Origin of the sequence: Parasalinivibrio latis (assembly GCF_036825535.1) — a bacterium.
Classification (GTDB): Bacteria; Pseudomonadota; Gammaproteobacteria; order Enterobacterales; family Vibrionaceae; genus Parasalinivibrio; species Parasalinivibrio latis.
Genome location: NZ_CP098813.1, coordinates 1,503,259 through 1,527,860 on the forward strand (window position 1 = coordinate 1,503,259; position 24,602 = coordinate 1,527,860).

The 24,602-nt window shown below is 47.6% G+C and carries 19 protein-coding genes; 7 read left to right on the forward strand and 12 right to left on the reverse strand.

All coding sequences use genetic code 11. The annotated features are described in order from the left end of the window. Positions 1-17: 17 nt before the first annotated feature. The 4 genes from NF212_RS23790 to NF212_RS23805 form a co-directional block, all read right to left on the reverse strand. Complete coding sequence (locus tag NF212_RS23790) at positions 18-1,157, reverse strand: acyl-CoA desaturase (protein WP_434361414.1); 1,140 nt, start codon at positions 1,155-1,157, stop codon at positions 18-20. A gap of 90 nt (positions 1,158-1,247) precedes the next feature. Beyond that, on the reverse strand, positions 1,248-2,210 hold the full coding sequence (gene ycjG / locus NF212_RS23795; protein ID WP_434361415.1) for an L-Ala-D/L-Glu epimerase: 963 nt from the start codon (positions 2,208-2,210) through the stop codon (positions 1,248-1,250). Beyond that, entirely contained in the window at positions 2,207-3,229 is a 1,023-nt protein-coding gene (locus NF212_RS23800) for a DUF1611 domain-containing protein (RefSeq protein WP_434361416.1), read from the reverse strand. The genes ycjG and NF212_RS23800 overlap by 4 nt, the downstream gene beginning before the upstream one ends. 94 nt (positions 3,230-3,323) lie before the next feature. Beyond that, complete coding sequence (locus NF212_RS23805) at positions 3,324-4,199, reverse strand: LysR family transcriptional regulator (protein WP_434361417.1); 876 nt, start codon at positions 4,197-4,199, stop codon at positions 3,324-3,326. A gap of 215 nt (positions 4,200-4,414) precedes the next feature. Here NF212_RS23805 and NF212_RS23810 point away from each other — a divergent pair, with 215 nt between their 5' ends. The 5 genes from NF212_RS23810 to NF212_RS23830 all read left to right on the forward strand — a co-directional run bounded on the left by NF212_RS23810 (position 4,415) and on the right by NF212_RS23830 (position 10,299). Then, positions 4,415-5,989: a hypothetical protein gene (locus tag NF212_RS23810; RefSeq protein ID WP_434361418.1), complete on the forward strand. Its 1,575-nt coding sequence runs from the start codon at positions 4,415-4,417 to the stop codon at positions 5,987-5,989. 64 nt (positions 5,990-6,053) lie between these two features. Then, entirely contained in the window at positions 6,054-7,868 is a 1,815-nt protein-coding gene (locus NF212_RS23815; RefSeq protein WP_434361419.1) for an MOSC N-terminal beta barrel domain-containing protein, read from the forward strand. A 178-nt stretch (positions 7,869-8,046) separates the two neighbouring features. Next, the gene (locus tag NF212_RS23820; protein WP_434361420.1) at positions 8,047-8,703 is read left to right on the forward strand and encodes a hypothetical protein; all 657 of its coding nucleotides are present in this window, start codon (positions 8,047-8,049) and stop codon (positions 8,701-8,703) included. A 135-nt stretch (positions 8,704-8,838) separates the two neighbouring features. Beyond that, entirely contained in the window at positions 8,839-9,855 is a 1,017-nt protein-coding gene (locus NF212_RS23825; protein ID WP_434361421.1) for a response regulator, read from the forward strand. A gap of 3 nt (positions 9,856-9,858) precedes the next feature. Next, entirely contained in the window at positions 9,859-10,299 is a 441-nt protein-coding gene (locus NF212_RS23830; RefSeq protein ID WP_434361422.1) for a PAS domain-containing protein, read from the forward strand. Positions 10,300-10,395: 96 nt separating this feature from the next. Here the strand turns inward: NF212_RS23830 and NF212_RS23835 are convergent, their stop codons facing one another. From NF212_RS23835 to NF212_RS23860, 6 genes are all read right to left on the reverse strand, one after another. Next, complete coding sequence (locus tag NF212_RS23835) at positions 10,396-14,103, reverse strand: glycosyl hydrolase family 95 catalytic domain-containing protein (RefSeq protein WP_434361424.1); 3,708 nt, start codon at positions 14,101-14,103, stop codon at positions 10,396-10,398. 496 nt (positions 14,104-14,599) lie between these two features. After that, a complete protein-coding gene (locus NF212_RS23840) occupies positions 14,600-16,360 on the reverse strand; it encodes a bifunctional molybdopterin-guanine dinucleotide biosynthesis adaptor protein MobB/molybdopterin molybdotransferase MoeA (RefSeq protein ID WP_434361425.1) in 1,761 nt (586 codons plus the stop codon). Then, positions 16,357-16,941, reverse strand: coding sequence for a molybdenum cofactor guanylyltransferase MobA (gene mobA / locus NF212_RS23845; RefSeq protein WP_434361426.1), 585 nt, complete (start codon positions 16,939-16,941; stop codon positions 16,357-16,359). The genes NF212_RS23840 and mobA overlap by 4 nt, the downstream gene beginning before the upstream one ends. After that, complete coding sequence (locus tag NF212_RS23850) at positions 16,925-17,626, reverse strand: energy-coupling factor ABC transporter ATP-binding protein (RefSeq protein ID WP_434361427.1); 702 nt, start codon at positions 17,624-17,626, stop codon at positions 16,925-16,927. The genes mobA and NF212_RS23850 overlap by 17 nt, the downstream gene beginning before the upstream one ends. Positions 17,627-17,640: 14 nt before the next feature. Continuing rightward, complete coding sequence (locus NF212_RS23855) at positions 17,641-18,339, reverse strand: ABC transporter permease (protein ID WP_434361428.1); 699 nt, start codon at positions 18,337-18,339, stop codon at positions 17,641-17,643. Then, positions 18,339-19,160 carry a substrate-binding domain-containing protein gene (locus NF212_RS23860; protein ID WP_434361429.1) on the reverse strand — a complete coding sequence of 274 codons (822 nt, stop codon included), beginning with the start codon at positions 19,158-19,160 and terminating at the stop codon, positions 18,339-18,341. Before NF212_RS23860 ends, NF212_RS23855 begins: the two co-directional genes overlap by 1 nt. Positions 19,161-19,422: 262 nt before the next feature. Here NF212_RS23860 and NF212_RS23865 point away from each other — a divergent pair, with 262 nt between their 5' ends. Both NF212_RS23865 and NF212_RS23870 read left to right on the forward strand, forming a co-directional pair. Further along, the gene (locus NF212_RS23865; RefSeq protein WP_434361430.1) at positions 19,423-20,811 is read left to right on the forward strand and encodes a sigma-54-dependent transcriptional regulator; all 1,389 of its coding nucleotides are present in this window, start codon (positions 19,423-19,425) and stop codon (positions 20,809-20,811) included. A gap of 9 nt (positions 20,812-20,820) precedes the next feature. Then, the gene (locus NF212_RS23870; protein WP_434361431.1) at positions 20,821-22,854 is read left to right on the forward strand and encodes a sensor histidine kinase; all 2,034 of its coding nucleotides are present in this window, start codon (positions 20,821-20,823) and stop codon (positions 22,852-22,854) included. Between the two features lies 1 nt (position 22,855). Here NF212_RS23870 and NF212_RS23875 read toward each other — a convergent pair whose 3' ends face one another. Continuing rightward, positions 22,856-23,755, reverse strand: coding sequence for a substrate-binding domain-containing protein (locus NF212_RS23875; protein WP_434361432.1), 900 nt, complete (start codon positions 23,753-23,755; stop codon positions 22,856-22,858). After that, complete coding sequence (locus NF212_RS23880) at positions 23,748-24,590, reverse strand: formate dehydrogenase accessory sulfurtransferase FdhD (protein ID WP_434361433.1); 843 nt, start codon at positions 24,588-24,590, stop codon at positions 23,748-23,750. The genes NF212_RS23875 and NF212_RS23880 overlap by 8 nt, the downstream gene beginning before the upstream one ends. Positions 24,591-24,602 lie beyond the last annotated feature (12 nt).

Genomic DNA, 24,602 nt, shown 5'->3' on the forward strand with positions numbered 1-24,602 from the left:
GAATTTCGACCGGTAGGTTACGACGCGTAACTGGCGGCCAATACCTGCCAACTGCGCTTCTGTTGGTTAAAACGAAGCTTTAAATCTTTGTACTGCTGGACCAGTTCCGCATTTTCAACTTTTTTGAGCAATTTACGTTTTCGCAGTTCAATAATGCGTTTTTTGACGCTGTAGTAATCGGTTAGTTTTGTCAGCAGAGCATCGTATTCCTGCTGGAGTATTTCAAGCCGGTAGCTGCAGTCGGGTTTCCTGCTTAAGTATGACTGCAAACGTTGCAGTTCCATTTTAGCCAGAGCCTTTTCAATTTTATCTTCTGGGGTGGTACGGAGTCCGCTTGCTAGATTCATCCAGGAAAACGATTTAATCATCCATTTTGTCGGGTCAAATTGCCACCAGTGAATGCCGTTGCGGTAATCGTTTTCAAAAATATGGTGGAAGTTATGGTATCCCTCTCCAAAGGTGAAAAACGCTAAAACCCCATTATCCCTTGCAGTATTTCTGTCCGTGTATGGTTGGCTCCCCCAGATATGGGCGAGAGAGTTGATAAAAAAGGTGGTGTGATGGCTAAGTACCAGTCGGGTAAAGCCAATCAGGATGATTGAACCCCAAAAATCACCATGAATCAGGCCAAACATGATGGGAATACCAAAATTGGTTAGCAGTACCAGTGCGAGATAATACTTATGCTGCCACATCACTATGGCGTCTTTTTGAAGATCCCTGCAGTTGGTGTAGTCGGAATAACGCTCAGCGTGATAGTGGCGCAACATCCAGCCAATATGTGAAAACCAGAAGCCGCGCTTCGCTGAATAGGGATCGACATCGTTGTCGTCTACATGTTTGTGGTGTATTCGGTGATCTGATGACCAATGAAGAGCACTGTTTTGCAGTGCGAATGCACCGCCAAGCGCATAAACAAACCGTATTGCGGGATGTGCCTGGTAGGTTTTATGAGCCCATAATCGGTGGTAGCCCGCAGTGATGGAAAGGCCGCAAAAACTGAATGCGGCGATTAGCATGAGAAGCTGAATCCAATCAAACCCATGATATATCGCCCACAACGGTGTTCCTATTACGGCGATAAGAAAGGTGAGGGCAAAAACGGCTACGTTGAGCCAGATAATCGGAGGATTATCAATATTGTTTTGGTTTTCCATGTCGTGTCCATTTCTAGCGTACAACTGTACGCTAGAATAGGTGGAGGGCACTGTTTGGTCAAGGTGAATGTTAAAATTACGTTAGATGTTTCATGCCGGTCGTGGAATTTGTATTCTGCCATTAATGTATTGAAGTGGAGTTGGCCGGTCTTCAGCGAGCAAATACGCCCCGTCGAGATCGATAAACTTAGCCTCAATGGCAACCGGTAAAGCGTCCGTCATTGCGAGGGATGTTCCCAACATACAGCCAACCATGTAATCCAAACCTGCCTTTTGGGCTTCATCAGCACACTTCAGGGCTTCGGTTAAACCTCCGGTTTTATCCAGTTTAATATTAACCATCTGATATTTGCTTTTTAACCCGGGTAAATCCCTGCGGGTATGAAAGCTTTCATCTGCACAAAGAGGTATCGGGCTTTTTAAATTAAGGAGGAAGTCATCGTTCCCGGCTGGAAGCGGTTGCTCTACCATCGCAATACCATGGGTGAAAGCAGCGTTAAGGTTTTGTATCAGGTCTTGTTCCTGCCAGGCTTCATTTGCGTCTACGATAATGCGGCAATCCGGTGCAACATTACGAACGGCTTTGAGCCTTTCAGTCACAGCGTCATTGTTGAGCTTTATTTTAAGCAGAGAAGCGCCGTCGCGGACATACTGTTCTGCCTCCATTGCCATCTCTTCTGGTGTCCCAATGGAGACAGTCATCGCGGTTTCCAAAGAACCGGGTAAAGAGAAGGGTTTCACCTTTTGACAGCATATGTCGTATTTCCACAGCGCCGCATCCAATGCATTTCGGGCAGCACCAGGGGGAAGCAATTCCACCAATGCTTCACGGGTAACAGGACCTGATGCAAATCGGCCCTTCAAGGATCCTATCTGCTCCATTACACTTTCTACGGTCTCTCCATATCTGAGAGTGGGGCTGCATTCCCCTTCAAAATTGACCCCGTCTTCCTCTAACTCTACACGGATGACTTCTGCGTGGGTCCGCTTTCCCCTGGCAATAATGAAAGGACGTTTAAGGTCGAACTTCTCCCGGTAGGCTGTTATTTTCATTTTTGTTCCCCATGCTGATATGAGAGCACAGCGTCCACCAAGGGGGCGTAGGTAAAACGTAACGGGTCAGTGGCGGGAATACCGTAATGCGATTCCAGTTCCTGGCAGTACTTAAGGGCTTCATCTTCTTCCAACGCTGATGTGTTGAGGCTGAACGCGATAAATTTGGCGTTAGGATTGACAGGGTGAACAAGCTTGAGCAGTGTTGCCATTATTTCATCAATATCGGGTAGTGCGATGTGTGGCATGTGCCGGGTATGGGGCCGGTTGACCTCATGGCACAAAACCAGGGCGTCCGGCTGCGCACCGTGAAGCAACCCGACTGAGACTCCGGCATAGGCCGGATTCAGTACAGAGCCCTGACCCTCAATAATTTGCCAGGTATTGGGATCGCAGGCCGGGGACAGTTGCTCCGTCGCGCCGGAAATAAAATCTGCAACCACGGCATCTACCGCTATTCCGGTGCCCTCGATAAGAATACCCGTCTGTCCGGTTGCGCAAAACTGCGTATCAACCCCGGCTTTAGACAAGCCTTCATGGATACTCAGCGCGGTATACATTTTTCCTACAGAGCAGTCTGTCCCTACGGTTAACAGGCGCTTTCCAGTGCGCTTTTTGCCACTGCCTACAGCCAGTTCCCCTTTAAAATGCCGGATATCTATAAGATCAACACCGTAAATTGCGGCGGCGTGTGCGATAGCTTCAACGGCGGACAGTGCTTTGTGCATCCCTGAGACCACATTAAACCCGACAGAGATAGCTTCAACAATTACCGACACCCAGGCGTCTGGAATGAAGCCACCGGCATTTGCAGTCCCCAGAACCAGCGTGTTTGCACCCGCTTCTTTAGCCTGCTCAAAGGTCATGTCAGGAATCCCCAGGGAAACGGTCGACGGGGTCATTCTGTATTGGGCGACGCATTTCTCAGGGCGCCACTGCAATACGCCCCTGGCAGTTTTCACTGCAAGGGGATCGGTGACATCGCCAAGGAACAGTAAATAGGGGCCAGTAATTTCCATGTAAGCAGTCCTTTGTCATTTAACTTTTACTCAGTATGCACAAGATAGGAATCGCGTTGGAAATACTTGGTTGTTTGAGGGGTATAACCATGGTTTATATGTTTGGCTGGAGATCCCCCTCCAATGCAGACATGAGCATGCGTGCTGGTTGGCTCAAAGGTATATGTGCAGCCCTGACGATTGATACCGGAAAAGTAAAACCGTCACCCAAAGGGTAGATATCCAGCAGTGCTGCGTAGTATGAAGCAGTCCAGGGGTCTATTATGGCAATCCCGGCGCCAGCCACAGCCAACTCAGCTGCGGCCATATATGACTGAACTGAAATCTCGCTGTAAATTTCGCCCCAATCGGGAAGGCGTGTTTGCAAGTACTGGCCAAGCGGATCCCTGGTGTCGAGTTTGACCAATGGACAACGACGGTCTCTAAGTATTTCTGTCAGTGAAAAAGGTGGTTTTATCTGGCCTTTCGGTGTGACAAGTACAAATTGCCTGGTTAACAGCGTTGAAGATATAGTGCCGTGCGGCTCACTGTCACCAAACACCACCCCCAGATCTATTCTGTTTTCCCGGAGTTGTTGGATAAGGCCATCCCGGTTGTCTGTCACAAGATCGTAAGTCAATTCCCTGTTTGCGCGGTATTGAGCGATTACCGGCGCAACCAGTTTACTTGCGAGAATAGGGGCTGCACCAATACGGATATGTTGCTGTCCTTTTTCCAGTTGTACCGTGACAGCGTTAAGTTGGCTGATTTGGCGGTATACCGCTTCAGCTTCGGGGAGAAGGCGTTTCGCTTCGGGAGTCGGGAAAAGCCTTCCTTTGTGGCGCTCAAACAGGGGGAAGCCCAATTGTTGTTCAGTGTGGGCAAGTACACGGGTGATGTTCGGTTGGGAGACATGGAGTAGCCTTGCAGCACCGGAAAGCGTACCTGCACTCATAACTGCATAAAATATTTCAATTTGTCTCAGTCTCATTTTTGCAATCCATGCGGTTTTTTGTTTCAGGTTAAAACATATCGGTAACCTGTCGATAAATAAATATGCCCAGTGCAGGGGAGAGTTGTCGGGTAGCAAAATCATTCTGGTGCATTTTGACGCTATATTTAACTAGACCTGATGCATTGCCTTTCTGACATCAACAATTTTCAGAGAGGTGTTTTTCTCCAGCAGTTTTGAGAAAAGGAAAACGCATGATGTCACGAGAGCCAGTACCGGCTTTTGTTAAAGCTATGGGACACCGAATTGTCGGTTACGTCCTTAACATATCAGAAACCGAAGCGCGGCGCGTACTTACGCTTGATTATCGCCTGAGCAACCAGCAACGCGTTACGTTCGCATCTTACCTGGAGCTATGCCGTCATCTGCGAGATGACGCACTCTCGCAGGGGGATACCGAGCGGTCTTTTTTTCAACGCCTTCCCAGGGCGCGCCAGTCTGAAACCCACATCTTTAACGTGTGGCATTACCAGCACAACGGCAAGTTTATTGTTCCCTACAGTGAAGATGTATTGGCATACCGTGTATGTCTGTTAGCCGCTGAACTCTACCCCCTGTTTCTGGTAAAAACCGCAACCAAAAGGCATATGTTCTACCGAATGTCGGGGCATCTCAGCGCAACTATTGCCCAGACACCGGAATATAAGCAACTCTGCCACGCGTTTTTGGGGGATGCGTCTTTCGAGCGCCTGTTTGAAGAAATCAGCAACGACCCGTTTGAAACGTTGGGCCGGTATTCTGACAGTCGGGGACATAAGTCGGTTATTTCCCTGGCATCACTGCCGGCGGCACTACTGCTAAACAGTTATGACTTGATGCGTGCGCGGGGACCGATTTCCCAACGAATATTTGTATCAACCGTAAAAGAAATGTTGGATACAGCCCGTGGCCTGGCTGACGGAGAAGTTGCACAAATACCGCTATTTGTCGGGTTCAGGAACGCGAGTCTCGGAAACCTTGATGAACTGGCAACCAAATGGGGTGTGTGGCGACGCTATAGCCCGGCTATTGCTGAATACGTTCTTCAAACACCCAAAGCAATGGCTAGGCGCAAGAGCAGTGGTTTTATACTTGAATCCGGTATGTCATATGCCATCAATGTTGGGGAACTGGTGGATGACGATGAGTGGCCAGATGAAGTACTGGTCGCAGAGGAGGAGAGGCTCTCTACGGAATACAACATTTCCATGTGCCTTGCGCTGTGTTACCTCAATAACAAGAGCTCATTTACGGCGCCCGAATGGGTTTGGACGATAGATCCATTCTCACTTGAAGGGGGACACCGACTGGTAGATACCGTTGCGGAGACTGATCATCCCGTTGTGATTGAAAAGAGCCATCTTGATGATATTGAACAGTGGAGCCTTTTACTGGAAGACACCGACTCGACCGGTATACGGTTGGCCTTTTCCCGTCTGGTATCAGCCGCGCAATTCCCTTCGGCGACAGACGGTCTCCTGGATGCAATGATCGCTTTCCGAAATATCTTTGCAGCAGGAAGTCACCCGGAAAGAATACGTGACGCTGTCACTAAACTGCTTGCGGGAGAAACAACAGGTGTATTAGAGCTTGTAGACCGGATTGAGCAGGCATGGGAGGCTGTATTTACAGGGGATGTCTGGTATGACAAAGAGGAAATTGCTGAATTGACCCAATCATGCATTAGCCTTTGTCTCGTATGCCTTCATCACCTATATCTCAAACACCGGGAACTTGTCAGTGATCCGATCCGGTTGGAAAAACTGGTTACCCTTGATGGAAATAGTTGATGCTGCGTCTTTAATAGTTCGTGTGTTAAAGTAATGTAATAACTCAAGAAAACAAGGAGCAGTTGTGAGCAGCGTCAGACTCAAGCAAATAAATATCTATCCAATTAAATCTACCGGGGGATTGTCCCTTTCTTCTGCATGGGTAGAGAAAAGTGGACTGAGCTTTGACCGTCGGTTCCTCGTCGCAGATAAAACGGGCAGAATGATTACCGGACGTACACACCCAAAACTGGTCGATGTCCATGCATCCCTTATTCCGGGGGGCGTGGTGTTGACACACTCCCAGATGTCTTCTGTCGTCTTGAAATACCAGCAATTCAGCAGCTCTTCGGTGGCGACGAATGTGTGGGCTGATGAATTCGAAGCGCTTTCGACCAGTGAAATGGCCAACAGCTGGCTTTCCCATCTGCTGGGAGAGCAAGTGCAACTTTTGTACGCTGGTGACAACACGCCTCGGTTTGGTACCAAGGCTAATACCGACGTCAGTTTCGCTGATCAGTACCCGCTACTGGTTATCAGTGAAGCATCGTTACAGGCGTTAAATGACCGCTCACCGGTGAAACACCGGATGGAACAGTTCAGGACAAACCTTGTTGCTACAGGAACCGAAGCGTTTGCAGAAGATACGTGGAAGCGCATTCGTGTTGGCGCTGTAGAATTCGACATTGTCAATCCATGTGCCAGATGCGTATTTACAACCCTTGATCCAGAGACCGGACTTTTTCGGCCTGATGGTGAGCCACTGAATACTCTCAGCCAATTCAGGCAAGGGGAAGGTGGCGTTGTAAATTTTGGTATGAATCTAATTCCCCGAAACGAAGGTATTATTGAAGCCGGCGCAGAAATTGAGGTACTGGCTTTTCGGGATGCTGAAGTCTATGAAGATAATACAGCCCCCAAATTTACGCTGAAGTGTGTAAAGACAGAGGAAGTTGCGCGAAATTTCAAAACATTCTGGTTTGATGCGCATGAAGGAAAATTAAGCCATAAGGCTGGGCAGCACCTGCCCTTGGAACTTGAAATTGACGGCAAACGTGTGTCCCGCCGCTACACGCTTTCTTCTTCCCCTTCGCAAGAGGGACTGGCGATATCGGTCAAGCGAGTCGAAGATGGATTAGTTTCAAACTGGTTACAGGACAACCTTCAGCCTGGGGATGAGATCAAAGCCCTGGCACCCGAAGGGGAGTTTTATGTCGAAAGTGAAGACAGGCCACGCTTGTTCCTAACCGCTGGAAGCGGAGTCACCCCAGCAATGTCGATGTTGCGGTTTCTTGCTGACGCCAACCAACTCTCTGATACCACGTTCCTTCATCTTTGCAGGAGTGAAGAAGATATCCCATTTGAGTCCGAGCTTGCCTCACTTGCCTCTGCTCACCCTGGCTTAAACGTATTGATTGCATTAACAAAACCTGCAAACGGATGGAAGGGGCTTTCTGGTCGCCTGAGTGAAAAACATCTCGCATCTGTTTCAGCTATCGCTGGCAGGGAGGTTTTTTGCTGCGGTCCAGAAGGCTTTATGACGGCCGCTAAATCTATGTTATTGGCAATGGGGTTACCCGAATCGTCCTGGCGTCAGGAGTCATTCGGGATCGCTGCAAGTGATCCTGGGGTGGATGCATCTCGCCTGAGCATTGATATTGATGGGGAGTTTTTCCCCGGTGATAACCAAAGGCCACTTCTTCTACAGGCAGAAGAGGCAGGGTACCCGCTGAGCTATTCTTGTCGCGCCGGAATGTGTGGAGCATGCAAAATGAAGCTTAACAGCGGAGAAGTTGACCAGCCCGATATGCCCGCGCTTTTCCCTGGTGAAAAGGAGGATGGGCTTGTGCTGGCGTGCTGCTGTGTACCCAAAAGTGATATATCGCTTTCCCGAATTTAGAGGGTTTTTCCTTTAAAGAAGATGGTGTGTTTGAGTTGTTGAACGGGCAATTTGCCCGTTTTTTACTTGCTTCCTCTCTGAACTATGGTCTGCTTTCACATTAACTTTGAAATTCAATGACATTCAACACAGAGTTTACTGATAGAATTAAAAAAAAAGTATTAGTTTTGGTAACCCAATGAAAGTTCGTGCTGTATGGTTTTCTGCAGGCCTGGTTTCCGGGGCGGTCTTGGTGTTTGTCATTGGAGGAGCGAAGCTTTCTGTTGAGCGTGAAGCCCATGCCTCCCACCAACAAAAACAAGAGCAAATCTCCCAATCCAGGGAGACGCTTCTTTCTCAACAGGTAGCTCGTTCTGAGTCTACTATTAGAAAATTGGAAGAGCGCCTTTTACAAAGGGACAAGGAAATTGCGTCGATCAGGGAGCAGGTGGCAGCCCTTAGCGTAAATCTATCAAATTCAGGGCAATTGCAGCAGGGTACCCAGGGGCGCATCGAAGTACTTAAAAATGAGCTTGGTAATGTAAACAGGACGTTGGAACGCCTGAATCGGCTTTACGCAGAACGCTATGGGCTTCTGCAGCAAATGACAGAATTGAATGGTGAGCTGGCAAAGTCAAAAGCTGATACCGATCGTTTCAAGGCGGCATGCGACAAATACAAATCTGGTACGAGCTGGGATTGGGTTTCCGAAGAAGATTGCGACAGCTTCCATGCATCGGAAAAAACGTATAAAAAGCAGCTACTCGTCTACAAGGGGCTGACCGAGCGGTTAATGTCTGTTCAAACACAAATAGATGGTGAGAGCAGTAAAGCTGAATTGGATGAGAACAAGTAACGACCAAGTAAAATCCATTCAAATAATAAATAGAAAATAAAGACACTTGCCGTCTAATCAATGCGTGGCATATCTGGTATATGTGTTACATTGATAAGAGCGGGTTGCAATTTTTTGACCGGTAAGGGGTAAGGTTTGACTACCAGGATTCTGATTACTGATGACTCCGCATTAGCTCGTAAGCAGATGGCACGCTCGCTGCCGGAATGGTTAGACGCTGATATCGAGTTTGCCGAAAATGGCTTGATAGCAATAGAAAAATTAAAATCCAGCCGTTTTGATTTAATGTTCCTGGATCTGACAATGCCGGAGCTTGACGGTTACGGTACGCTTGAACAAATGCGTTCATTTGACCTCTCAGTCCCTGTTTTTGTTGTTTCCGGCGACATCCAGCCAAAAGCTCAGGAAAGAGTCCTTGCATTAGGTGCGAAGCACTTTATTAAAAAGCCTGTCGCAAAGGATGTCCTCAGCGACTTGTTAAAAGAGTATGTGTCGCCTTCACAATCCTCAGGGAAGGTTGCAGAGAAAAAACCTGTTGCAGTCGATGATGTCCGTATTCGCCGCCGAGATATTTATATGGAAGTGGTGAATGTTGCTATGGGTCGGGCTGCAGATTCTCTGGCGCGGTTTTTCGATGTCTTTGTTGAGTTGCCACTGCCACAGGTAAATGTGTTTGAAACCGGTGAGTTGATTATGACCATCCGGCACTTGGCGTCGAACAGTGATTCAATGTCGGGTGTATGCCAGGGTTTCAGTGGGGAAGGGATTGGTGGTGAGGCACTCATGCTTCTCAGTGATTCAAACATTTCTGATTTGCTGAAAGTACTTAACTATCCTGATACCGGAGCTGAAGACAACGAGCTGGAACTGCTGATGGATGTCAGCAACGTTTTGACCAGCGCATTTCTTATGGGATTGGGTGAGCAGGCAGGCGTAAAGTTCGCTCAGACATCCCCGACGCTGTTAGGCCAGCATGTTGATGTAAACAGCCTTGTTGAGACGATGAAGGGGAATTGGAAGAAAACGGTTACTATTGAAGTGAGTTATGGTATCGAAGGCACAAATATTAAGTGTGACCTGCTGTTGTTACTGGTAGACGAGTCGTTGCCGCTGTTGGACAACAAGCTGGCTTATTTGATGGATGAGGACTGAACCATGGCTAACGCTTCAGATTTTGACCAGTTTCACTGGATGGTTGAGATGGTCCAAAACATTGATATGGGCCTTATCGTCATTGACCGTGATTATAAAATCCAAATGTGGAATGGCTTTATGGTCCATCACAGCGGGTTGCCGGCAAAGCATGTGATGGGAAAGTCACTTTTCGATGTGTTTTCTGATGTCCCTCAAGACTGGTTTCGCGCAAAGGCAAGGCCAGTTTTTGAACTTGGTTGCAGAAGTTTCGTTGTTTGGCAGCAACGGCCCTATCTTTTCCATTGCCGTAACGTAAGGCCAATTACCGACCGTGCCAAGCACATGTACCAGAACATTACGCTCAACCCGATGGCTAACACCCGCGGGGAGATTGGCCATATCTTTATTTCTATCAAAGACGTGACAGCCGAAGCACTCAGCAAGCTTGATGAATATAAATAGAAGCCATCCGTCACCGATACAAAAAGGGGCAGAATTTACTCTGCCCCTTTTTATCTTCTGGCTTTTATCATCCATCCAACAAGATGGAAGAACAAATTAGGCTTGAGTTATAAACCATTTTTGTTCGGCAACACCAGCCCAAATATTTTGTTCGCACTGAGGCGTTCCATTACTGTCTGTGGAATTTCTGGCAGTAAGTACATAACCACTGCGTTTTGATTCAAACCTAACAGTACCATCGCCATTTTCTACAATTTTCCAAAGTTGGTTGTCCGAAGCCGCATCTCCAGCTTCATGCCATAACACGGCACTGCCCCCGGTGGAATTCGATTCAGCGCCGGTAATGTTAAGCGCCTGACCAGTATTTCCGAAAACAATTTCAAAATACTCTGTGCCTGACACTTGAACAAAGTGGATGGTGGAAATTGCACCTGATATGTGGTCTGAAGCAAAAATGTTACTCCCGGCACTATACGAACTGTCACTGGACAGAGGGCCTGCCGTTTTACCATTAGTTACGTTGTATGTAATTCCTTGCTCAGGTTTTTCTGTAATGGCCTCTATGCTCCACTTAGTGGAAAGCAATTCAGATTCGTTCAGCTGACTTAATAACCCTTCGTTGTCGGCTAACGGCAATCCTGATCTGCGATTGAAAAACGTCCACGTGCCATCATGATTGTCTGCAGGCACCCATTGCCCATTTTCACCCGTGTTGCTAACTGTCCAGGTAATGACCGCACCGTTATTGGAATAGGATTGGTTACCCGTTGTACCTAACACATCGTCATTATTACTGGCAAATACATGGTAATCATTTTGTGTATCGGGCACTCGCTTGAAGAAAAATGTTGATGACTGATCTGTATGGCTGTATGTGAACTCAGGGTTATGAGTATCAATGTTTGCCTTAATCAGCGCACCTGACTCAACGTTTCTTAAACGATAACTCTGGTTTTCCAAAATCGGCGTTGCCTCGCTGTGCATGTACGCGTTGCTTTGAAGAATCCATCGTTCATTTTCAGAAATCGCATCGTGTTGGGTAGCGACTAATCCATCTGAAGACGGAACACTGATCGACAATTGGCTTCGAACATTAGTTATTACAAGACGTCCATCATGCTCTGATGTCAGACGCCAAAGCGCATTTTCGGCAACATCAGATATATCCCATAGTCGGATTTCAGCACCAGTTGAATAGCTACCACCATGTACGTTAATACAAAGGCTTGAATCGTCTGGATGGGCAATATAAAACGTATCTCTTGAGTGCTGGATAAGTTTCCATTTGACGGGGGTAGAGGATGTAACAACTTCAGCGCCTTTCACCGCGTCAGCTGCCATAAACCGAGTCTCGTCGTGAGCAGCTCTAAACTCAAAATAATGGCCTGAAACAGGGAAATCACTTTCCCGTGTTCTTGCGGACCCTACCTGCCATGGTTCAGATATTGATGCGTATCCATTACCATCCAACGTAATATAACGGCTGTTAGAACCACAAACCACACTTACCGAAGAATTAGGATTCCCTCGAATAACTGCGCTAATGAGTAAGCCATTACCCCATTCCAAATCCAAAGTATATCCACCGACGCATCCCAGACCTTTGACCAAGCCTTGTGTCCATGCGGGAGGTAAAGCGGGGAATAGTTCAATAGTACCGTGCTTGGAAAATGCCAACATTTCAGTAAATGCGGCAATCGAGCCTAAGTTTGCATCGATTTGGAATACTAGGTTATTTGAACCTCCATTATAATTCCCTAAAAAGTTTTCAAATAAACCTCGTGATATATTGGTTCGCCACATCTGATAAGAAATGGTGGGGTTTTTTAACCGTGACCAACACAATCCTCTCCAAACGTTGGCCCATCCGAAACTGTTGTATCCTCTGGTATCGAGAGAATTTTTTACACCGCTAAGAATCTCAGGGTGGGCATTCTCATTCAGAATTCGATATCCTGGGAACACACCAATTAAATGCGATAAATGTCGGTGCTGACCACCGGTGTTTGTAGAGTCTACCCACTCTTCAAAATGCTCATTGGTACTGTTGGTCTGAGGTAGATATAACTGGCTACGAACTACTGCAATATCAGCAAGTTTCCTCGAAAATTCCAGATCGCCTGTTTGGTCAAATAGAATTTTGCATGCTTGCTCATAGGAAGAAAATAAATCCCAAACACACTCCTGAGCATAACTGGCTCCCTCGGTCATTGAGCCATGCTCTGGCGACCAATCCATATCGCACAAAAATACGTCTCGTCGCATCTTTGTACTTGGATCATTAATAGTTCGTTTAACAAAACGGTGTAACCAAAACTCTACGGCTCCCTCCATTAGCGGGAAGCTCTCGGTCAAGAAATCATTATCTTGACTGAATAGGTAAAATTGCCATAAGTTGTTGCACAGCCATGCATTTCCTGGTGGGTCCCAGCGCCAACCCATCCCGCCTGAGATGTTAGCAGAAGTTGCGATAGTCCATCCGGCTACTGAACCACTTCGATTTCGGTAACTGTTGCTTTCGTGGTTGAAATGATCTCTAGTTAGATTTGTCCAACTGTTTACTTGGCTCTTCATCCATTTGAGCAAAGGCCATCCGTGAGAAGCAATTCCTGTTCTATGTTGCCCCCAATAGTTCATTTGTATGTTGATGTTGGTGTGATAGTCACCATGCCAGGGAGGGGTGTTGGTTTCACACCATATGCCCTGCAGGTTCATGGGCAGAAGACTATCTTGACGACTTCCCGAAATTGACAGATAGCGCATAAATTGAACGTAAGCAGTTTCCAATTCGGGATCAAATTCTCCATCAAATACGTTTGCTGTCCTTTCAACGATATCAGTATTACGTTGTGATGAAGAAGACTGCCCCAAATATGCGCTGAAAGTTGAGAACTGCTGACGATAATCGTATACATGCCTCCAAAGTAACGTTTGATAATTTGTTGTCGAAACCGAGGCTATATGGGCCATCAACATGGATTCGATGTTTAAGTTTGGGTTGATATAATTAGTAGATTCTTCTCCGGTGTAGTTGCTACCCGAATCGACCAAGACGGTAAAATCTTCAGATGCTGTAAACTGTAAGCGTTTACCGCTTGATGCAACACTCACGCTGCCGCCACCAACAATTGTTAATGCTGCACCATATGTTAAGCCATTTGAAAAAGTGCCAGTGTAAACTAGAAATCTATTTACACTTCCGCTGTTATAGATCTTGGCTTCGGTTGTTTCTCCATGGGTTCCGCTAAGTTCTATCTCGCCAGAGAGTTGTTCTCCTGCCGGAACTTTATAGTGGATGGCAATTATATTGTCAGGATGGCTGGCAATGTACTCTCTGGAAAAATTAGCACCATTGAAATCGTAGCTTACTTTACAAATACTATTTTCAAAGTCAATTTGTCGCTTATAATTTGTCACCGATTCGTGGTTGTTAATATGAACTTTCATTCCACCTAGGCGAGTAAATGAGCCCATATTTTCTCGTTCGAAACTAAAGCCGTCAGGAACAGAGTTATCATTTCTGTTACCTGTCCAGATCGAGGCTTCAGAAAGAACAATATCATCGCTACCGGTACCACCCTGAATTAAAGCCCCCATTCGTCCATGACCGATAGGCAAATACTCTCGTATTAATCGTTCCGGGTTACCAGGAGACGAATATGTAAATACATTCTGTCCTGGGTTTACAATTGGAGAACTGCTTGGTGTATAAGATGCTGCTTGGCTTCGTAGAGGGTAAGCCAGACTAAAGCCTGACAGGACCGCAAGTGATGAAGATGACAGCAAAAATTCCCTTCGTTTCATTCATACCTCGTTAGCCCCGGATATAAAATTGAATTTCAAATGGAAAATTTACTGTCACACAATGTTAATTAAAAGTAAATGGGGAATTAAAGGAAAAGGTAAAAAAACACTAAACATCACATCAAATGACCGGACAAATTCATTACTTTGTCAATTAATCAAGTCAGAGGGAAATGTTCAAATATGTATAAGCAGTTAAAGAAAATCGTTTGAATTAAAATGAGGGATTATAGGTACAGCTGTGGAAATAAACTCTTGATGTTAGTTAATATTTCAATATTGAAGAAAGCTTGGAATGAATCCTTGCTTATATGATGTATGATAAAAAGTTTCTAGGTCCAATTGGTTCGTACCGAAAAATACATCTACTCCGCTTTGTGTGAATTTAAGAGAGTTGTACTGCCTGAATAATGTTTATCGACTTTTTTATACGGTGATACCTGTATCAAAACAAGTATCACCGTTGTGATAACTAAATAGGTATTACTGAGACTATTTACACCGATAAAGGAATAATTTGGACTCGGTCACCAATATTGGCTTCTTCCTGTTCGGGAACAATCTCTATAAGGCAATTTGCCTCACTCATTGAGCGGAGAATGCCTGAGCCTTGTGAACCGGTTGTACGCACTTCAAGTAACCCGTTTGGTTTCTTGCTGAAAACTCCACGTGTGTATTCGGTTCGTCCGATACGGGAGCGCATCCTTTCGGTTGCAACGGCTTCGAGTGTAAGTGGCTGCCAGTTCGATTCTCCCTGAAGCTTTCTAATTGCCGGTTCAACGAACTGCAGGAATGACACCATCACGGCAACAGGGTTGCCGGGTAAGCCGAAGAACGGCGTGTCACCGAGCTTGCCGAAAGCAAGGGGACGGCCTGGGCGCATGTTTATCCGCCAGAAGTTAATTTCTCCAAGACGCTCGAGGACCGTCTTGATGTAATCTGCGTCACCAACTGAAACGCCACCGGATGAAATAACCATATCTGCAACGGTAGACGCCTCTGACAGTGCGTTTTCGAGTGCAGTTTCCGTGTCATCAATGATACCAAGATCGATGACCAGACAGCCGAGTTTTGTCAGCATGCCGAAAAGCGTATAGCGGTTTGCATCATAGATGCAGTTTTCCCTTAATGCCTCTCCTGGTTGCTGAACTTCATCACCGGTTGAGAAAATAGCGACTTTTACCGGAGATTTAACACGGACTTCTGAGAGACCCATGGATGCCAGCATTCCCAGTTCAGCGCTGTTTATTTTTTGGCCTGCACTGAATACGACATCACCTTCTCTAAGGTCTTCACCGGCCTGGCGAACGTTCTGACCGGGTTTGATCGCGCCTTTGCCAGTATCCATTGAGACACGTCCATTACTCAGTACAGCCTGTTCGCGCATCACCACAGTATCGGCGTTTTTGGGAACAGGTGCTCCGGTCATCACTTTTATTGCCTGGCCTTTTTCCAGCGGGATGTTGTAGCTGTAGCCTGCCATAACCTCTGCCAGCACTTCATAATCTTGTGCGTCAAGATCATCACTGCGAATGGCATAACCATCCATTGCGGAGTTAGTTTGTGCAGGGACATTTACCGGCGATTTTACGTCTTCTGCCAGTACCCGACCGAATGCGTCTTTTAACTCAACCTGTTTTGATTTGGATTTCGGAATTATTTGGTCGAGGATTTTTGACCGGCCCTGTTCGACCGACAGCATTGCCGGCGCGAGTGTATCGCAGGTGGCCGTATGGGCGAGATGGCCCTGCATCCACCGCTGGATAAAGGCGGTTATGCTGTCAATGTCATTGATGTTCAGGAGAGGTAGTTGGCTGTCTGGGGTTGAATCTGATGCTATGGCGATGATGTTGCTGTCTTCCGGATAAAGCCAGGGTTTTCCTACCGCTTCCCTGTGAAGCTCAATTTTAGGGAAGTTCTCCCTTTTAAACCCTTCAACAAGTACTAAATCTGCCGCCGATTGATCGAGACGAGAAAGTATTTGGTTCAGTGACGGTTCGAAATCCGGTGTTTCAGTCATTAAGGCATGGCGGAAGCGAGACGATATCAGCATCTGCGATGCACCGGCTTTTCTGAGCCGGTAGCTGTCTTTACCGGGTTTATCTACATCGAATTCGTGATGGGCATGTTTAACCATGGCAACACGAATACCGGTTTCAACCAATTTAGGAAGCAACGCCTCCAACAGTGTCGTTTTTCCTGTTCCACTGAATGCCGCAAATCCGAGGATAGGCAGTGAACAGTTCGATAGACTCATGATAATTGTCCAAATTTTTCGAGTTCTTCTGGGGAGTTCAGATTAACAAAGGCCGATTCCTGGCCGTCGAAGTGCACATATTGTGTATTGCAGCGGTCATAGAGAAGAACGATCTTACGTTCTCCGGCATTAAGGAATGCATCCAGTCGATCAAAAATACCGCGGTGCATCATAGTTACAACGGGTTGGACATGATCGCCATCGTGGGCAACCAAGATCTCTGTTTCAGGTGTAATAGCCGCTTCCATTTTTTCAACAAGGTCAATGGGAAGGTTAGGGCAGTCGCAGGGCACAAATCCGAGCCAATCATTGGGCAGGTTCTTCATTGCGGCGTGTATGCCGCCCAGCGGCCCAGGGAAGCCCTCAATGACATCACTGAAGACGGTACCGTAAGTGGCGTAAAAATCCTTGTTCCGGTTAGCATTTACCGCTATCGAAGCATTTTGATTGTTCAGATTGTCGTATACGTAATCAATAAGAGGTTGGCCATTCAGTTTTACCAGGCCTTTGTCGTGGCCACCCATGCGGGTTGCCCGGCCCCCGGCCAGAATTACCCAGATTGAATCATGATGCGAAGGCATGGTTATCCTTGTCGACAATATTAAGTAAAGGTCTGTCCACGAGGCGCTGGTCTTGCAGCGTCCAATATCGGGAACAGCAAGCTGTCATTACGTTTGGCTGGTGGCTGGTAATGACAAGGCTGGAGCCATTTTCCAGTAGGCTGCAAGCCATGCGTTTTTGATCGACAATGGCATCCGGGTCGAGATTGGCGCTGGACTCGTCCATCAACAGTACACTGGGTTTCATTGCCCATGCCCGTGCCATTGCCACTTTTTGTTTTTCACCGCCTGAAAGGATTGAAATATGCTCATGGGCAAGTGATTCCAGCCCAACCATACGCAATGCGGCTATTGTATTTTGTCTGCGGGTTCTTTGACAGAGCGTATACGATCGAATTCCGTAAGCCACGTTTTCAAAAACGGAAGCATCGAACAAGTACGGAGTCTGGTGCATGTAAACAATACCGCTTTGACCGGCAAAACCGGCCAGTCTTTGAAGCCAGGAGGGTGTACTCAAGTTAACAGAGCCACTTGTTGGCCTGGCAATGCCAGCTAACACTTTGAGTAGTGTGGTTTTGCCAATTCCATTCTGGCCCGACAGATAGACTGCTTCACCCGGCCCTAGCTTTAGCTTAGGAATATGAAACAGTAGCCTGTCTTTAAACTTGACGGAGAGATTTGATGCTTCCAGCGTAATTTGCGTCATAAGGTCACTCTTTGTCAGGTCCGTAAATGGCCGTTTCCCCGGCCGTAGCTCACAAGAAAGTTCAACACTAACGCTAACAGCAGTAACACCATGCCAAGTGCGACCCCTTGTGCAAACGCCCCTTTTGACGTTTCCAAAGCAATTGCAGTTGGGATGTTGCGTGTTGCGTTGAGTATGTTCCCTCCCACCATCATGGAGCAGCCAACCTCTGTTATTATCCGGCTGAATGCCGTTATCACTGCTGCCAGTAATGGAAAACGGATTTCCCACATCAATGTCAACATAGCCCGTGGAACGGATGCTCCCAGGGTGTAGGCGGTTTCCCACGCCCTACGGTCGCTGTTTTGAAAGGCTGCATGCATCATTGATACAAGAATAGGAAAGCTGATGAGTATCTGCCCGGCTATCATGGCTTTCTGGGTGAACAACATTTTCCAGTCGCCCAGCGGCCCGGCTCGGGAGAGCATCATGTAAAGAAGAAGTCCGATAACTACAGTCGGCACGGATTGAAGGGTATTTACAATTGAGAGGATAAACCAACGACCGGGAACCCGGCCGTAGGCTAAAGCAAAACTGATCAGCAGTGCGGGTAACAGCACCAAGCTGATCGCCAGCAATGATACTGAAAACGAGACACCTACAATCCCCCACAGTGTAGTATCACCACTTAGGAGCATTGCTACGGCTTCTTTAGATGTCTGTAAAATATCCATTATTGAGTTTTAGCGTCCGCCACGAAAAGTTGTTTTCCTGCAACTTTAAATCCATCGATAAGTTTTTGTGCTTTGGGGTTTACCAGCCAGTCACTGAATACTTTAGCGCCTTGATAATTGATATCCGGGTATCGGGATGGGTTGACTAGGATGACTTGGTAAGGGTTGAACAATCTTGCATCACCTTCAACGACAATAGAGAGATCAAGTTTGCTTTCGTAGGCCAGCCAGGTGCCTCGGTCAGTCAATGTGTACCCTTGTAATTCGTTTGCCATTGTTAGGGTTGGGCCCATACCTTGGCCTACAGCTTTGTATCCGGCAAATTCCGGCGTTACACCCGCTTCGCTCCACAGAATCAGTTCTTTCTTGTTTGTTCCCGAGTCATCGCCACGAGAGACAAAAGAGACGTTTTTTGCGGAGAGTTGAGACAGGGCCTTCACTACATCATTCTGGCCTTTTACACCGGCCGGATCAGAAGAAGGGCCAACCAGTACGAAGTCGTTGTACATCAAACCGCGAGGTAAAACCCCAAACCCAGCATCAACGAAGCTTGCTTCAGCGCGTGGAGCGTGGGTCATCACCAGATCGACATCACCATTTTCTCCCATTTTCAGTGCCTTGCCTGTACCAGCGGCGAGTACCTGAACGTCGTACCCGGTGTCTTTTTTAAATTCAGGCAGAAGATGGTCAAGCAGGCCTGAGTGGTAGGTGCTGGTAGTGGTTGCGAGACGGACAATTTGATTTTCTTGGGATGAGACGTTGTACGAAATGAATAAAGAAGCTGCTGCGAGCAGCGTAGAAATTTTTTTTATTAAAGTCATTGTGTCTTCCTGACATTTTAAGGTGTTTGTTGAATATCAATGCCTTCCAAAGGAGTGCCTGAAAACCATAGCAATGAAAGTGCCAATTTTTGCAATCGGATAATTTACAAATTATCTCATTGTTATTAAAGGTTATTTAAACATACTGATACACTATTGTTTGAGAATTCAGACACAAAAAAATGAATGGGATATTGGACTGAGTCAAAATGTCGCATGTATGATGTTAATGGTCGTAGGTAAACTGGTTAAAAAATTATAGATGACTGATTCACATGGACTGTTTGGTTTTTCGGCGTTGGTTGTGGATGACGAACCGGGCATGAGAGCCATCCTTAAAAAGGCTTTAGCAAAAAAAGTAACGCAGGTGGAAACCGCATCCACCATTGAGGAGGCTGAAGCACTGCGTCAGCGGAACCAGTTTGATCTCCTCATTGTTGATATCAACTTACCCGGCCGTTCAGGAATAGACTGGCATGAGGCGTTTACCGACGAGAGGCGCAGTGACATTATATTCATGACGGGGTATGCAGACCTGGATACCGCCATTCAGGCTCTGCGCGCCGGAGCCTCCGACTTTATCCTGAAGCCATTCAACCTTGAACAAATGCTGTCGTCTGTTCAGCGATGCCTGGACAAGCGAATGATGGAGCGGCGTAACCTGGCTCTCCAACACGATGTTTCCCGCTCCTTTCCTACCGATATCGTTGGTGACGCCCCAAAAACCCAGTCAATGAAAGAGATGATCTCCCGTCTTGCCCCGTCAAATGCGGCTGTGTTGGTAGAAGGGGAGTCAGGTACAGGCAAGGAATTGGTGGCTCGCGCACTTCACCAAATCAGCGGCCGGGCGGGACCTTTTGTCCCACTTAACTGTGGGGCAATTGCCCCTGAATTGCTTGAAAGTGAACTCTTCGGGCATGTTGCGGGCGCATTCACAGGAGCAAGGAAAGCCAAGGATGGGCTATTCAGGGTGGCTGATACCGGGACGCTTTTTCTGGATGAGATTGGTGAAATGCCTCTTTCCATGCAGGCCTCATTACTGCGTTCCCTTGAACAAAAAGCGATTAGACCCGTCGGCTCTGAAAGGGAAGTCAGTGTAGATGTCCGTATCGTCGCGGCCACCAACAGAAACCTCAGTGATGAAGTGGACTCAGGCCGCTTTCGCAAAGACCTTTTTTACCGCTTGAATGTCCTGGCTGTTGAACTTCCCCCGCTCAGGGAACGAAAAGACGATCTTGCGCTCCTGTTACGTCATTTCACCGAAATGATTTCGCGGGATCTTGGCATGAAACCCGTTACATGGGGCGATGATGATATTCAGGCAATGCAATTTTATGAATGGCCGGGAAATATCCGGGAACTGAAGAATACCGTTGAAAGAGCCATACTTTTAGGGAAACCGGATCCTTCTCAATGGTTGGGAAATGCCGGGAACGAAGGTCGCGCAACCCACCTGTCAGCCGAAGAGTCAGGGATTGTCCCGGTAAAAAGAGGCTATCCGGAAGACTGGCCGCTTAAAGATGTCGAAAGGGCTCACATAGAAAAAGTGGTTGAACGATACAGCGGCAATAAATCTGCCGCGGCAAGAGATCTCGGTGTCGCGCGTAAGACACTGGAACGTAAGTTTAAAGAGTGGGCAGAACAGGAATAAGCAAATTAAATGAACATGGTCAGTAAGTGGCACCACCGGTTCCGGACTATGGTGAGGTACAGGCTCTTGTCCCTGACCTCGGTTCCCATTCTTCTTACGCTTATGGGGCTCATTGCGCTGACACTTTACTGGACGCTGGCATACTCCTGGAAAAATGCGCTCTCGGAGGTACGCAGCGACCTGGCTGTTGCGCATAACAGTATGCAGGTTCTCCAGAGGGAACAGCGGTTGCAGCTTCACTCTATGGCCGAATCTTACCAATTCCAGACAGAGATTAAGGAATTCCCACAGAATGTCGCACAATGGGCAATGACCCGCGCACACAAGTTCGGTATGGATTTCCTGACCGTGTATCCTGCCAAAAGTATCAACTTACTCCCGCAAACACTTCGTTCCCCCTTGCTGGCTGGTAAAGAACAAACATTTTTCCAGGTAATGTCTGCGATTGAATTGGAAGCCCTTGAGCCAGAGTTACCCGCCCAGGCAGAGATCCCTCTTCTTAAAGAAAACGAACTGGAGAGCAGGGGGCTGATCAGCCGGACAATACTTCCGCTGTTCGATGAACATGGGAACCTGGACTGGATAATTGACGGCGGTATTTTGCTAAACAACAGCACGGAGTTGGTCGACCGGATCCGGGATTTGGTATATCCCGCAGGTACCTTGCCGGAAGCGAGTGTCGGAACGGTAACGCTGTTTATGGATGATATCCGCGTCAGTACCAATGTCCCGCTGGACAGTGCAAACAAGTTTGGACGGGCAATAGGTACCCGGGTATCTGACGAAGTACGTATTAGCGTACTTAACCATGGTGAAGAGTGGGTTGATCGTGCGTATGTCTATGATGCCTGGTACATCTCCGCTTATATGCCGATCCGGGATTTTAATAATAAGGTTATCGGCATGCTTTACACCGGTTACCTTGAATGGCCATTTGTAATGCGCTACCTCACCAATATTATCGAGTTAGGTGTCGGTATTGCCATCGTATTGCTGCTTTCCGGGATGTTTGTATACCGTGGGGCAAGGGACCTGTTCCACCCCATTGAACGAATCCACCGGGTAGTCAGGCTGGTCAGAATAGGGCGGGACGTAAGAATCGGGGATTTAGGGCTGGATGAGCGCCACGAACTAGCAATACTGGCCAGACAGTTCGACACAATGCTTGACCAGTTGAAGCAGCAAAATGACGCTATCCGGCGCAATGCCCTGGAGCTTGAAGACAAGGTTCAGCAGCGTACATTCAGTCTGCACGAAAAAACAGAGCAACTGGAACACCACATTAAGCTCCTTGAGCAAACCCGTCACAAACTGCTGACTAATGAAAAACTGGCTGCACTTGGAGAGCTTACTGCGGGGATTGCCCATGAAATCAATAACCCGACAGCAGTGATACTCGGAAACATCGAGCTGATGCAGTCAGAGTTGGGTGAAGGGGCGGGGAATGTCCGGGAAGAGCTTGATACCATCATGGAGCAGATTGACCGTATCCGGAATATAACCCGGAGCCTGTTGCAGTACAGCCGTCAGGGCGGGGTACAGGACGAGATCACCTGGCAACATGTAAACCCGGTCGTTGAAGAAAGTGTCACCTTGGTTCGTTCCGGGACAAAAAAGCTCGACGTCGAAATTATTACTGACCTTCAAGCCCGTTGCTGTGTGGAAATCAACCGCCACCAATTGTTGCAGGTTCTGGTAAACCTCCAAATGAATGGCGTTCATGCCATGAATGATGAAGGACGGTTGGAAATTGATACCAAAGACTGGCTAGATGATGAGGGGCAACCAATAGGAGCCTGGATATCTATTCGGGACTTTGGCTGTGGAATTGCAAAGGAAAACCTGGACAAGATCTTTGATCCGTTTTTCACAACGCGCCGCTCAGGCACGGGACTTGGGTTGTCTGTTACCCAGGGAATCGTCAGCGGGTTGGGTGGGGACATAAAGGTAGATTCTGAGCCGGGAAAAGGAACGACATTTACCCTTTACCTGAGGGAAAAAGTCCCTCAGGAATTAAGGGATGCGATTGAAGTGTCGATGTGATCTAATCGGCGCTCCAAACTTGCTTGGCGGTATTGTGGTAAAGATAACCGCCAAACTGGTTACCCATCGCCTGAATACCGTCATCTTGCAGCTGTTGCACCAACTGCTGCACCAATGTCCTGAAATAGATGTTTTTGGGGATGACGAGCTCAAAAGCTTCATTGGCAATAGGGTAAAACGCCAGGCCGAATTCCCCGGCGGCACTTTCGCTGCCAAATCCAATGTCAACTTCCCCTCGGGCGACGGCTGAAGCCAATTCGCGCTCGCTTTGGCAGGTGAGGGTTGTGTTGAGCATATCTGCAGTCAGGCCATTGCGAAACAGCCACTCTTCCATCGCCCTGGCACTGCCTGCACCGGTTTGGCGTGAAGCCCAGCGTACGCGGGTGTCAACGAAATGGTGGGTTTCAGAAAGCTGGTCAGCGAGCTCCTTTTTCATAATCAGGCCCTGCATGCGCTCGAAAGCATGCAGCAGAACCCAGTTCCTGTGCCCGGTATATTGTTGCAGCAGTGCAGGGTGCCGGAGTTTGGCTTCTTCTGCGTTTCCCCAGTGTATTGCGCAGATGTCTACGTGGCCTTTTTCGAGCATTGACAGGCCCTGTTTTGTGCCTGTCGCGGTATAGCCTACTAACGCAGCACTGCCAAGTTTGGCGGCCATGTTGCTCACGATATGCTGGAGTAAGGGGTCGTCTGAACCAGCTATCAGGAGTCGGTCATTAAACACACCATTGTGGCTGGATTCAAGCAACCAGCGATCAAGCAAAGACTTTGGAAACAGCCACTTCCCGGTAACTTTGGTTGCGGGTAGTACACCGTCATTGGCAAGGGTATAGACCTTTTTTTCATTGAGGTCCAGGTACTCAGCAACCTGACGGGCGTTCATGAACTCAGGGAAGTTACTCATTGTTGTTTTCCTGGCTTCCCTTTACGTCAAATACCATATTTTCTGCACCGCTGAAGAGTTGGAATCGGTGGCCTTTGGCTCGAGCAATCATGGTAATCCCCAGTTGTTTTGCCAGGTCATAACCCATTTGGGTAACTCCAGAGCGTGACAGCAACACGGGAATTCCCATCTGTGCAACTTTAATGACCATTTCGGAGGTGAGGCGCCCGGTGGTGTAGAAAATTTTATCTTCACCGGTTTGTCCTTTGAGCCACATCTCCCCGGCAAGCGTATCTACTGCATTGTGACGGCCCACATCTTCGACGAAGGAGAGTATTTCTGTGCCCTGACACACAGCACATCCATGAACGGCGCCTGCCGCACGGTATGTGTCGTTGTGGTGTGTCAGTGCTTCGAGCAGGCCGTAAAGTGTCGATTGTTTAATTGTGGGTTGGGGGAGCACCAGGTTCTCCAGTTTCTTCATCACGTTGCCATACATGGTTCCCTGGCCACAGCCTGAGGTGACGGTCTTCTGGGAGAGAGTTTTGTCAATATCTTCATGTTGTTCTTTAGTAATGACGGCCGCTGATTCGGTATCCCAATCAATAATGACGGATTCAAGGGCATCCACCTGCTCAATGAAGCCCTGATTTTTCAGGTAGCCAAGCACAAGCATGTCTGCCCGGGCTCCCAACGTCATCAGCGTCACAATTTCCTTCCAGTTCAGGTAAACCGTTAATGGCCGCTCACAGGCAATCTGTTTTGTCATTGGTTCACCGTATTCGTCGTATACAGTGACATCAATAGTCTGTTCCACACCCTCGCGGGTAAGGATGATTTTCGGCTGCTGCGTCATTAGCTTAAGTTC